This window comes from Staphylococcus sp. GDY8P94P (assembly GCF_017892255.1).
GTDB classification, from domain to species: Bacteria; Bacillota; Bacilli; order Staphylococcales; family Staphylococcaceae; genus Staphylococcus; species Staphylococcus cohnii.
The window spans coordinates 243,477-256,498 of sequence record NZ_JAESKU010000008.1 but is presented as its reverse complement, the minus strand read 5'-3'; the positions used below and the strand labels follow the sequence as shown (position 1 = coordinate 256,498).

General features: G+C 32.2%; 11 protein-coding genes and 1 pseudogene. 9 read left to right on the top strand and 3 right to left on the bottom strand.

The features are described 5' to 3' along the window. Positions 1 to 250 precede the first annotated feature (250 nt). Complete coding sequence (locus KA926_RS05650) at positions 251 to 1,057, top strand: Cof-type HAD-IIB family hydrolase (protein WP_107384221.1); 807 nt, start codon at positions 251 to 253, stop codon at positions 1,055 to 1,057. A 112-nt stretch (positions 1,058 to 1,169) separates the two neighbouring features. Then, positions 1,170 to 1,829 (top strand): NAD(P)H-dependent oxidoreductase, encoded by a 660-nt coding sequence (locus KA926_RS05645; RefSeq protein WP_107386190.1) that lies wholly within the window; start codon positions 1,170 to 1,172, stop codon positions 1,827 to 1,829. Between the two features lie 175 nt (positions 1,830 to 2,004). Here KA926_RS05645 and KA926_RS05640 read toward each other — a convergent pair whose 3' ends face one another. Further along, positions 2,005 to 2,814: a VOC family protein gene (locus tag KA926_RS05640; RefSeq protein ID WP_107384219.1), complete on the bottom strand. Its 810-nt coding sequence runs from the start codon at positions 2,812 to 2,814 to the stop codon at positions 2,005 to 2,007. A gap of 185 nt (positions 2,815 to 2,999) precedes the next feature. On the opposite strand from KA926_RS05640, the gene KA926_RS05635 reads away from it, so the two are divergent. Both KA926_RS05635 and KA926_RS05630 read left to right on the top strand, forming a co-directional pair. Further along, a complete protein-coding gene (locus KA926_RS05635; protein ID WP_107504917.1) occupies positions 3,000 to 4,781 on the top strand; it encodes an ABC transporter ATP-binding protein in 1,782 nt (593 codons plus the stop codon). Next, positions 4,774 to 6,537, top strand: coding sequence for an ABC transporter ATP-binding protein (locus tag KA926_RS05630; RefSeq protein ID WP_107384217.1), 1,764 nt, complete (start codon positions 4,774 to 4,776; stop codon positions 6,535 to 6,537). The genes KA926_RS05635 and KA926_RS05630 overlap by 8 nt, the downstream gene beginning before the upstream one ends. Positions 6,538 to 6,839: 302 nt before the next feature. Here KA926_RS05630 and KA926_RS05625 read toward each other — a convergent pair whose 3' ends face one another. Continuing rightward, positions 6,840 to 7,118: a GNAT family N-acetyltransferase gene (locus KA926_RS05625; protein ID WP_107384216.1), complete on the bottom strand. Its 279-nt coding sequence runs from the start codon at positions 7,116 to 7,118 to the stop codon at positions 6,840 to 6,842. 198 nt (positions 7,119 to 7,316) lie between these two features. Here KA926_RS05625 and KA926_RS05620 point away from each other — a divergent pair, with 198 nt between their 5' ends. Continuing rightward, positions 7,317 to 8,297, top strand: a complete 981-nt coding sequence (locus tag KA926_RS05620; protein WP_181187352.1) for a metal ABC transporter solute-binding protein, Zn/Mn family — start codon at positions 7,317 to 7,319, stop codon at positions 8,295 to 8,297. Positions 8,298 to 8,586: 289 nt separating this feature from the next. Then, positions 8,587 to 8,808: pseudogene (locus KA926_RS05615) on the top strand (transposase); the annotation flags it as partial. Between the two features lie 160 nt (positions 8,809 to 8,968). Here the strand turns inward: KA926_RS05615 and aldA are convergent. Then, a complete protein-coding gene (aldA, locus tag KA926_RS05610) occupies positions 8,969 to 10,396 on the bottom strand; it encodes an aldehyde dehydrogenase (RefSeq protein WP_210144068.1) in 1,428 nt (475 codons plus the stop codon). A gap of 191 nt (positions 10,397 to 10,587) precedes the next feature. Between aldA and KA926_RS05605 the strand changes: the two genes are divergently transcribed. From KA926_RS05605 to KA926_RS05595, 3 genes are all read left to right on the top strand, one after another. Next, positions 10,588 to 11,025, top strand: a complete 438-nt coding sequence (locus tag KA926_RS05605) for a MarR family winged helix-turn-helix transcriptional regulator (RefSeq protein WP_107384233.1) — start codon at positions 10,588 to 10,590, stop codon at positions 11,023 to 11,025. Positions 11,026 to 11,091: 66 nt separating this feature from the next. Further along, the gene (gene mhqE / locus KA926_RS05600; protein WP_107384214.1) at positions 11,092 to 12,054 is read left to right on the top strand and encodes a ring-cleaving dioxygenase MhqE; all 963 of its coding nucleotides are present in this window, start codon (positions 11,092 to 11,094) and stop codon (positions 12,052 to 12,054) included. A 53-nt stretch (positions 12,055 to 12,107) separates the two neighbouring features. Then, positions 12,108 to 13,013: a VOC family protein gene (locus KA926_RS05595; protein WP_107384213.1), complete on the top strand. Its 906-nt coding sequence runs from the start codon at positions 12,108 to 12,110 to the stop codon at positions 13,011 to 13,013. Positions 13,014 to 13,022 lie beyond the last annotated feature (9 nt).

Here is a 13,022-nt window from a genome sequence, read left to right as displayed (position 1 = left end):
CTGTCATAGAACAGATTTTTTCCAATGTTAAGCTAAGATAATTTTTAGAAAATGAATACGTTATTCAAGGCAGATAGAATCAAGCATATTGCGTATGTGCTTTCTATTCTGCCTATTTTTATTTAAAACTTTAAAAATTAGATTATTCACAACTTAAAGGATATAATTCAATTTATTTATTTTAATTTAGCGATGAATATGGATATAATGAATTACAGATATAAGCAGAGCATTTGAGGGGATGATAAGTATGATAAAAGCAATCGCAGTAGATATGGATGGTACATTTTTAGATTCAAAAAAACAATATGATCAAGAAAGATTTAATCGGATATTTCAACAATTGAAAAATGAAAATATTAAATTTATAGCAGCAAGTGGTAATCAATACGCAAAATTAAAATCTATTTTCGGAGATAAAGCTATGTTTTTTGTTGCTGAAAATGGCGCGGTTATTTATGAAGGCAATACGTTATATGATTACCAAGCATTTGAAAAAGATGTTTTCCGTAATATTGTTAATTATTTAAATATCACCCGTGGTATCAACGAAATAATTGTTTGTGGATTGAAAAGTGCTTACATATTAAAAGACAATGAGCAATCATTTAAAAAAGATGCACATTTTTATTATCGACAATTAAAAGAAATTGAATCCTTACAAAATTTACCAGAAGACGAATATGTAAAAATCGCTTTAAATATAGATAGAGCAACACATCCTACACTTGATAAGGATTTGTCAAAACGCTTTTCACAAGATTTGTCACTTGTATCAAGTGGTCGAGATAGTATCGATATTATCATTCCAGGTATGACCAAAGGAAATGCATTAGCTAGATTATTAAAAAAATGGGGATTAACGGAAGACGAGCTCATGGCATTTGGAGACGCAAATAATGATTTAGATATGTTGCAATTAGCAACATATAGTTATGTGATGGAAAATTGTGAAGATGAAACATTATTCGAAATTGCAAATTATGTAGCACCATCAAATGATAAGCAAGGTGTTTTATCTATTATTGAAGATCAAGTGCTTAAAATGAATAAGTAATATCTTATATCTTAATTCGGTATTAAGCTTAAACATTTTATTTTAATCCATGTAACAACCTATCCTATACTAAAAGGTATAAGATACAAATGGAAAGGATGGCAAACAAGAAATGAATGATATGCAACAAACAATTATAAATGCGTTTAATTTTAGACATGCAACAAAAAGGTTTGATTCAAATAAAAAGATAAATGAAAGTGAATTTGACACTATCTTAGAAGCGGGTAGACTGTCCCCGAGCTCTCTGGGATTAGAACCTTGGAAATTTATCGTAATACAAAATTCAGAAATTAGAAATAAGTTAAAAGAAATAAGTTGGGGTGCAAAAGGGCAGTTAGATACAGCAAGCCATTTCGTAATTATATTGGCACGTAAAAATGTAACTTCTAAATCACCATTTGTACAACATATGATTCGAGATATTAAGCAATACAGCGAAGATAGTATACCTGCTACGGAAGAAAAATTCGATAATTTCCAAACAAGTTTCCATATTAATGATAATGCACAAACATTGTTGGAATGGGCTAAAAAACAAACATACATTGCATTAGGTAATATGATGACGAGTGCGGCATTATTAAATATTGATTCTTGTCCGATGGAAGGATTTGATTTAGATGCTGTAACGCAATTTTTAATTGATGAAGGCTTGATGGATGAAACGCATTTTGCACCATCCGTAATGGTTGCATTTGGTTATAGAGAAACTGAAGCAAAAGAAAAAGTGCGTCAACCTCAATCTCATGTTGTAGAATGGGTTGAATAATAAGAACGACCATGACTAAAATATTTAAAGTTCGTACAAAAGAAAACCATGACATTAATGTCTTGACTTAAATAAAAAAACGTCAATTTCTATAATTATAATAGAAATTGACGTTTTTATTATTATAAACTTTAATAGCATGTTGAGTTATTATACTGTGCGTGATGTTTTAGCCTTATACTTTATCAGCTATTAATGACATTTGATTGTGTAAAGTAATATTTAAACCGTCTATTAAAAAAGTTTCTTCAACTTCATTGTTTGGTTTATAAATATCGATGTGGGCTAATCCATAGCTGTTATCATTTTCAATTCTCGGTAAGCTGGATTGCCAAGTATTTACTGCAATATGATGGTGATAATATTTAGATGACATAAACAGAGCTTGAGGAAAATCGGAAATATGTTGAAGCCCTAACTTATCAATGTAAAAATGTCTAGCTACTGCTAAGTCAGATGTTTTCAAATGCATATGCCCAATCTTTGCATTATTTGGTATTTTATCCCAACCTATCTCTGTTCTTTGATTAAGTAAATCAGCTGTATCTACTTGTAACGTATCCATTTTCACTTTGTCATTTTCCCACAACCATTCAGATTCAGGTCTGTCGTAATAAACTTCAATGCCATTTCCTTCTGGATCATTAAGGTATAAAGCTTCACTCACAAGATGGTCACCGCCACCAATCGGAATGTTTGATTGTGAAATATGAAATAAGAAATTAGCTAAATCTACGCGTTCAGGTAGTAGAATTGCTATGTGAAATAAGCCTGCTTCTCTTAAGGAAGGCTGACGTCCCTCTTGAATTTCATTTAATGTAATAGTATGGTCGCTCAAACCAACTTGTAAAATAGCAGAAGTATCATCTTTTGATACAACTTTAAGTCCTAAAATGTGTGAATAGAATTCCAACATTGTTTTTAAATTTTTAACATTTAAGGTGATATTTGTTACTTGAATTGCTGCTTTATCGTGAAAAGTCATCATTTTGCTCCTTTATAGTCAGTTGTGATTTATAACTATAAGTTAATATAAAAAGTATACCAAGTCAATTTACTTGTCTCGCTATTTAGAATTACACAACGTTTAAAATCACTACTATATTTACATTTAACAACATGTGGTAATATGTGAACATAAACAATTTGGATGATGAAGTGGGTGAGTGTATGCAAGTCTTTTGGAAATTAGGGTGGTTTTTCAGACAGCATAAAGGTAGTTATATTATAGGTTTGAGCACATTATTTTTGATTGCTGTGATTGAAATTTTACCACCACAGATTATCGGTAAGACGATTGACTATATGGTGGCTAATAAATTAACACCGAAATTATTAATAATTTATCTTTCTATATTAGTGTTGGTCGCGATTTTGACTTATGTATTAAGATATATTTGGAGATTATCGATATTTGGGACAAGTCAAAAACTAGGCCAAACATTAAGAACGTATTTATATAAAAAATATACAGTTATGAGTGCTATCTTTTATCAAAATAGAAGAACTGGTGATTTGATGGCACATGCAACCAATGATATCAGAGCAGTGCAAAATGCTGCAGGCGCAGGGATATTAATGATTGCAGATTCTTTGATAACTGGTGGAACCGTAGTTATCACAATGGCTGTAACAGTAAGCTGGAAATTAACACTGATTGCAATGATACCACTGCCTTTTATGGTGTTGTTAACAAGTTTTTATGGTTCATTACTTAGTAAAGGATTTAAAAAAGCTCAAGCAGCGTTTAGTAGATTGAATGATAAGACACAAGAAAGCGTGGCTGGTATTAAAGTCACTAAGACATTTGGTTATGAGGCTAGTGATCAACAAGATTTTAAAGATTTAAGTGATGATGTAGTAAATAAAAATTTAAAAGTTTCAAAAATTGATGCATTGTTTGACCCAACAATTACATTAGTTATAGGAATGAGTTACTTTTTATCAATTTTATTTGGTGCAAAATTAGTTTTCAATAATACAATCACACTTGGTCAACTGATTACATTTACGACTTATTTAGGCATGCTTGTTTGGCCATTACTAGCACTAGGATTATTTTTTAATATCGTTCAAAGGGCAAAGGCATCTTATGAACGAATTGAAGAAATAGGAAACACCCCTAATGATATAGATACAGATTATAAACTTAATACAAGACCATATGGGGATATTGAATTTAATATTAAACAATTTAATTTCCCGGGAAATTCGGAAGAAGGCATTTATGATGTGCATTTTGAAGTGAGTAAAGGTTCTACTGTTGGCATAGTTGGTAGAACTGGATCAGGGAAAAGCACATTAATTAGATTGTTACTTAGAGAGTTTGATACAAAGGAACCGAATGAAATCAAATATGGTGACCATCCTATTCGAGATTATAATGTACAATATTTAAGAGATCAGTTTGGGTATGTACCACAGGAACACTTTCTATTTTCTACTACCATTCGAAATAATATTGCATTTAGTAATGAAAAAATAGATGACAATCAGATATTTGCAGCAAGTAAAGCAAGTTATATTCATGAGGATATTTTATCTTTCCCTTATCAATATCAAACTGTTGTAGGTGAAAGAGGCGTATCATTGTCAGGCGGACAAAAACAAAGAATATCAATTGCGAGAGCGTTATTAATAAATCCAGAAGTATTAATACTTGATGACTCTCTTTCTGCAGTGGATGCTCAAACCGAAGAAGTGATACTAAACAATTTAGAAAAATTAAGAAAAGGAAAAACGAATATCATTACTGCACATCGGATGAGCGCTGTGAAACAAGCGGATAAAATAATTGTGATGGATCAAGGAACAATTGTTGAAAAAGGTACACATACTACTTTGATGAACCAAAAAGGATGGTATTACGAAACATATCGAGCTCAAGCTTTACAACAAAAGCTCACGCGTAATTTAGATGACTTAACGAAAGGGGACGATACTAATGGCTGAAAAAGTTAATTTAACTGCGAAAGACCAAGCCCAGTCTTTGATTAGGTTATTTAAGTATACGACCCCTTATAAAGGGATTATTGCTTTAGCGTTTTTAACATTAACAATATCTACCATAGCAAGTATGTTAACACCCTATTTGGTAAAGGTATTTATCGATGATTACCTTACGCCACGTATCTTTCCTCAGCAAGCAATGATTTGGCTTATTATAATCTTTATCAGCATTCAAATAATAGGTGCAGTAACAATGTATTTAAGTCAATATCTTTTTCAATATCTTGCTTTTAAAGTGATACAACAATTAAGGATTGACGCTTTTAATAAATTAGGGAAATTGGGAATGAAGTATTTTGATAAGGTGTCAGGCGGCAGTATTGTATCTAGGTTAACAAATGATACAGAGACAATTGTTGATATGATTATAGGCGTTTTTTCAACATTTCTTATAGCTATTTTCATGATGATCTCTAGTTATATTATGATGTTTATTTTAGAGATGAAATTAGCTTTAATTTCATTGGTGTTTTTACCAGTTATCATACTCATACTTGCGAGTTATCGGAAATACTCAGCTGTTTTATTTACAAAGTCGAGACAAAAATTGTCCGATTTAAATACAAAGTTAGCAGAATCTATAGAAGGTATGAAGATAATACAGGCATTTAATCAAGAAAAAAGGTTAAACAAAGAATTCAATCATATCAATGATGAACATTATCAATATATGTTAAAAACAGTGAAACTTGATAGCTTATTATTGAGACCTGCAATAAGTTCACTAGCTATTTTTGCTCTAGTTATGATTTTAGGTTATTTTGGTATCATCAGTTTTACAACAGGTATTACAGCTGGTGTTGTATTTGCATTTGTGCAATATATGGAACGATTTTTTGAACCAATCAACCAAGTAAGTCAAAATTTAAATATTTTACAACAAGCTTTGGTTTCAGCGAGTAGGGTATTTACTTTAATTGACGATGAAACGTATGAGCCTGAACAACAACCTGTGCCATCAAATACAATTGACAAAGGAAAGATTGAATTTAAAGAAGTGAGTTTTAGCTATGATGGTGAGACAGACGTACTTAAAAACATTAATTTTACCGTTAATCCGGGGGAAATGGTAGCGCTTGTTGGTCATACAGGTTCAGGAAAGAGTTCCATCATCAATTTGTTTATGCGTTTTTATGAATTTGAGCGAGGTAGTATTGAAGTGGATGGGCATTCAATTAAAACAATACCGAAACTAGAATTAAAGCAGAAAATAGGACTCGTACTTCAAGATGCATTTATATTTTATGGCACTGTAGCATCTAATATTAAATTGTACCACCCAACGATGACATTTGAACAAGTAAAGAAAGCTGCAGAATTTGTTCATGCACACCATTTTATTGAAAAGTTGTCAGATCAATATCAACATAGAGTAATTGAAAAAGGAAGTTCATTTTCAAGTGGTGAGCGACAATTGATAGCATTTGCAAGAACAATTGCGACCAATCGCAAAATACTTATTTTAGATGAAGCGACAGCAAATATTGATTCTGAAACGGAAGAACAAATACAACAATCTTTGAATACAATGAGAAAAGGAAGAACAACTTTAGCCATTGCGCACAGACTATCTACGATTCAAGATGCTGATAAAATACTTGTATTAAATCATGGAGAAATTGTAGAGCAAGGGACACATGAAACACTAATTCAAAAAAATGGTATTTATTATAATATGTATGTATTGCAAAATGGATAAATCATGTATTTTAGTACAAAAATAATAAAGTGCGCGAATTGCTGTTATTTTAAGGTTTAAATGCAGCTAAACAATCAAAACTAAGGTCTTCAGTCAAAGAACAATTGATGTAGATTCAATTGCTATATTTATAAAAGCGGGTTTGAATTTCATTAGAATAGAATATGGATCCGAAAAATAAAAAGAAAAAAAGAGTCTGGGACATCATTGATTCGTCCCAGACTCATTCATATTTGTGATTTAGCTTGAGCTGTTTATATCCAAATTTATTTTGGAACTTAAAGAAGTTTGTAGGCAAGCAATTAACCTGCATAAACATCTTGGAATTCTGGTTTTTTCTCAATAACTGATTTAGCAAAAGGACATGTCGCAGAGACTTTTAAATTGTTGTCTCGTGCATAGTCAACAACTGATTTTACAAGTTGAGAACCTAAACCTTGGCCACCAAGCTCATCTGGTACGCCTGTATGATCAATAGTTATTTGATTATCACCTTGAGGTTGAAATGTAATCTCTGCTTGTGGATTGTCTTCGTTATCGCCTATATAAAACTTATTCGTACCTTGTTTAATTTCCGCCATTCTAACACCTCCATGTTATTAACGTCATATATATTAAATATCACATTTCACCTTAAGTTAAACAAATATTAAAAATAAGCACGTATTTTAATCATCAATGATGTCATTAAATATTGTCGAATAACAAAAAACCATTGAAAAAATGTGAAAATAAGTTTATAGTTTTAACGGAATAATTTCGATTTGGAGGGGCGTTTTTTGAAAAAAATTATGTTACTTATTCTGACCTGTATATTTATCGTATTGTTAAGTGCATGCGGAAATATAAATTCTGAAAAAAAAGACGTCAGTTCGAATAATAAATTAAAAATATATACGACAGCATTTGCATTCCAAAGTTTTACTGATCAAATCGGGGGCAAATATGTAGATGTTGATTCGATTTATCCCCCCGGTGCTGACATGCATTCTTTTGAACCTACACAAAAAGAAATGATTAATATCGCTAAAAGTGATTTGTTTATCTATTCAAATGAAGAAATGGATCCCGTGGCTAAGAAAATTGCACGTTCAATTAATAATGATAACTTGAAATTACCTGTTGCTGCACATCTTAGTCACCATGATTTAATTGCAAATCACGAAGAACATGATGAACATGAAAACCATGATGAACATGACAATCACAATCATCATGAAGGTCATGATCATGGGGAACAAGACCCACATGTATGGCTAGATCCTGTGTTGAATAAAAAATTTGCTAAGGTGATTAAAAATGATTTAATCGAGAAGGATCCTAAACACAAAACGTATTACACGCGTAACTACAATCATTTGATCAAAGATATCGACGAAATTGATAATGAGATGAAGCGGATTACACAACATCCTAAACGTGATACAGTCGTAATTTCTCATGACTCTATAGGTTATCTAGCAAATCGCTATCAGTTTAATCAGCGAGGTGTTAGTGGCATGAATAATGAAGAACCTAGTCAACGTGAACTAATGAATATCGTTCAGAATATAGATAAAACTAAACAACCTTATGTATTATATGAACAAAATATCACTTCTAAAGTTACAGATGTTATTCAAAAGGAATCTAATACAACCCCGCTAAAATTTCATAATATGGCAACCTTATCAAAAGAAGAAGTAAAGGATAAACAGATTACTTATCAATCTTTAATGAAAGAAAATATGAAATCATTAAATAGAGCACTTAATCAGTAATTACAATCATATTGATGTCAGGATAACAATATTTTGTACTAAATCCTAAACGTCAGATAACATATTTGATGAAAAATTTCGAACTATCCATATAATGATTAAAGAGATTGGGACATAAATACCAGAAAAATAGCAATCAGATGATTTAATTTAATCCATCTGATTGCTTCTTTTTTATTTAATACTTCATATTGTTGGCTCGCTTTCTTAGAGAACAGCTCAACCTGTAGACTTCAGGTTGTCCTGTTCCCTCAAGCGTCTCGCCAAAATACGTCGCATTTATATGTATTTGTCACGACATGTTAATGAAATCGTTGAAGCAATCTCTGAAAATGTATTCGATGAATTCAAACATCATCGTGGTGTTACATCATATCATCCTAAAATGATATTAAAAATTATGCTATATGCCTACACACAATCCGTATGCTATGGTCGTAAAATAGAAAAACTGCTTAATCATCGTATCCGAATGATGTGGCTGTCACAAAAACAAACACAAAATGAAAAAGGCAATTTCTATATTATTTCGATAGAAATGCCTTTTTAACTTGTCCAAGAACTTAATGTCCCAGACTATTTTATTTTTGTAAAAGAAATTGCTGTTACAGTTTGCTTAACATGCATTTAGTCATTTAAACATGTTGTGTATTTTTAAACATTTAACACTTTTAATCATATCTAATGTAAGACACTGTTGTATTGTAATATTCTTCAAGTCCACGAATACCGTCAGCGCCTCCGAGACCTGATTCTCTCCAACCAGCATGATATCCATTCACAACTTCTTCTGCTTCACAATTTGCATAAACTTCACCAAATTTAAGACGTTCAGTGGCTATCATTACTTCTTTTAAATCTTCTGAAAATATATAAGAAGATAAACCAGCGTTTGTATGATTGGCTTGTTCAATAGTTTCTTCAAAGTCAGAATATTGTACGATAGGTAGTACAGGTCCGAAAATTTCTTCTTTGAAAGCTTCGTCGTCTGGACTTACTTGATCTAAAATCGTTGGTTCATAAAAATAACCGGAACGATCAATTATGTTACCACCTGTAATTAATTTAGCACCGCTATGAATTGCATTTTGAACTTTTTCATCGATGCTATCTAATTGTTTTTGATTGATAATTGCACCGAAATCAGTTTGATCATCAAATGGATCTCCTACATTTAAAGTTTCCATTTTGTCTTTTAGCTTATTAATGAACGTTTCATGGATATCATGGTGTACAAAGATTCGTTCAGGGCAAGTACATACTTGTCCTGCGTTATTAATTCTAGCAGTAACAATGTAATCAACGGCCTTATCTAAATTCGCATTTGGTGTCACTATTACAGGCGCATTGCCGCCGAGTTCAAGATTAACTTTTTTAACCGTTTGAGCACTCTTGGCATAAACAGATTTACCAGCACGCATACTACCTGTAATTGATATTAATTGTATATCTGGATGCTCTGCTAATTGTGTACCGACAGTTTCTCCTTTACCAGGGATAATTTGAATGAGACCTGCAGGGATCGTTGATTGGCGAAACAACTCTGCAATTTTTAGAGTGACTAATGATGTTTCCTCACTTGGTTTAATTACTACAGAACAACCTGTGATTACAGCAGGAATGACTTTTCTCATTAAGACCATGATAGGTGCATTCCATGGAACGATACCTGCAGTTACGCCAATAGGTTTTTTTGTTAATTGTATCGTTTCATTTTCGCGACTATTTTGAATGACTTCACCTTTGCTATTCATACTTTGACTTGTCATATAGTCTATAAAGTGTATTGCCTTGTCTATTTCACCGATTGCAGAAATGAGAGTTTTCCCTTGTTCTTGAACATATAATTTTGCAATTTTATCTTTATGTTCTTCTAATAAAGGGATTAACATTTTCACATGGTCTGCCCGTGTTGGCTGAGGGACTTTTTCCCATTCTAATTGTGCTTGTTTAGATTTTTCCACAGCAGAATTAACTTCATTTTCCGTCGCAAATGTAATTGTGTCTATGATTTCTTCTGTCGCAGGATTAATGACATTCATTGTGTCATTAGACTCACTTTCTACAAATTGATTGTTAATAAATAATTTATTCATTATGACACCTCCACATTATGATATATACCACTTATAAGAGAGAAAGAAACTGGTTGAGAAATAATGTTAAGTACTTTTAATGTTGTTGCCATTTTAATAATAAGTATATTTTTTATACCTTATTTGTTGACTTATGTCTGAAGAGATATTATAATTTATCTCGAATTCGAAATAAATTGGAAGTTGGTGATGCAATGAATCGTACTAAAGAGTCGTTGAATACTTTTATTGGTTTAAATCGAACCGTAGATCATTTAGAACAAATCGTAAGAAATGATATCCAACGTTACGGCTTGAATATAACGGAGTTTGCAGTTTTAGAGTTATTATATAATAAAGGCGACCAGCCGATACAGCGTATTGGTGACAGAGTTTTAATTGCGAGTAGCAGTATCACATATGTCGTTGATAAGTTAGAAGCCAAAGGATATGTAGTAAGAATTCGAAATGTACAAGATAAACGCGTAACCAATGCTTCAATAACTGACGAAGGTCAAGCATTAATGAATGATATATTTCCAGAACATGCGGCTACGTTACAATCAACTTTCTCAATACTTTCAAACGAAGAATTAACAATATTACAACTAGCTTTAAAAAAATTAAGTGCTCAACCTATTAATAAGTCGTAGCACTTAAAAATTTTACTCAAAATTACTTCGAAATCGAGATAAATATAATGAAAAAGGAGTTTTATTATGACAAACAATCAATTATTAGGAATACACCATGTAACAGCAATCACAGATGATGCTGAACGAAATTATAAATTTTTTACTGAAGTATTAGGAATGAGACTTGTTAAAAAGACTGTAAATCAAGATGATATATATACTTATCATACATTCTTTGCAGATGATGTAGGTTCTCCTGGTACTGATATGACATTTTTTGATTTTCCTAATGTTCCCAAAGGGCATTCTGGTACCAATTCAATTACACGTCCGTCATTTCGTGTGCCTGATGATGCAGCGTTAGCATATTATGAACAAAGATTTAATGAATATAATATTAAACATGAAGGCATTCAAACACTATTTGGTAAAAAAGTATTACCATTTGAAGAATCAGATGGACAAAGTTACCAATTAATTTCGGATGAAAATAATAAAGGCGTGGCACCTGGACAACCTTGGAAAGAAGGTCCAGTACCAACAGATAAAGCAATTTATGGTTTAGGTCCGATTGAAATAACAGTTAGTTATTTTGAAGATTTTAAAAAGATTTTAGAAAATATATTTGATATGACAACGATTATAGAGGAAGAAAACGTTGCAGTATTAGAAGTAGGCGAAGGTGGCAATGGAGGTCAAGTATTTTTAAGAAAAGATACAACTGGTCCAGAAGCGAGACAAGGTTATGGAGAGGTGCATCATGTTTCATTCAGATTAAAAGATCATGAGGCAATATCTAAGTGGTTAGAAAAATATGAACAGTATGGTATAGGGAATTCTGGGTTAGTAGACAGATTTTATTTTGAAGCATTATATGCACGTATTGGCCATATTTTGATTGAAGTTTCTACTGACGGCCCTGGATTTATGGGAGATGAGCCATATGAAACATTGGGCGAAAGTCTTGCATTACCACCATTCTTAGAAGAACAACGTGATTATATTGAATCAGAAATACGTCCGTTTGACACAAAACGTTCGCATTAAAAATGAAAGATTGTTTAAACCTTGAAATTACAAAATGAGAAGGTGGTTATTTTATGGAAGATATCAGTCATATTCATCACATTTCGGCGATTGTAGGTAATCCAGAAGAGAATATTCAATTTTATAGAGATATACTCAATTTAAAATTAATTAAGAAAACAGTGAATTTTGATGATCCTTCCACGTATCATCTATATTTTGCAAATGGCAATGTAGATAATGGAACGATACTGACATTTTTTAATTGGCCTAACAATTATAAAGGACGGATAGGTTCTGGTCAGGTTCAACGTATAGCATTTCGGGTGCCTAATGGATCATTGGAACATTGGGAAACACATTTACAATCACATGGGATAGAGACAGTGAGAACACAATTATTTGATAAAGCTACGGTCGAATTTTCAGATATACATGAGTTGCCATTAGCACTTGTGGAAGCCGATGAAGGGCATTCATATGATAATGGAGGAAATATTTTAGGTTTTCATGGTGTTAGCATGTTATCAACTGAGCCACATCAAACAGTACGAACATTGAATGAGGATATGGGTATAGAGCTAGTAAGTGAAAACGATCATCATGTTCACCTAAAAACTAAGGGTGAATGGCAACATCACGTGATAGTTAGAAAAGAGGTAGCCAATGTCCGTGTACGATGGGGCGTCGGTGTAGTACATCATATTGCGTGGTCAGTACCTAATGATGATGCTCACAAAGCTTGGCAAATGAAAATGAAAGACAAAGGCTATCATGTAACTGACATTAAAGATCGTAATTATTTCAATGCTATTTACATGAAAGAACGTGGCGGCATTATTTTTGAGTTTGCTACTGAAGGACCTGGATTCACGATAGATGAACGATTTGAAGATTTGGGTACACATCTTATGTTACCACCACAATATGAAGAACGCAGAGAAGCATTATTGAATTTATTACCACCCATTCGAATATAACTATTTTAA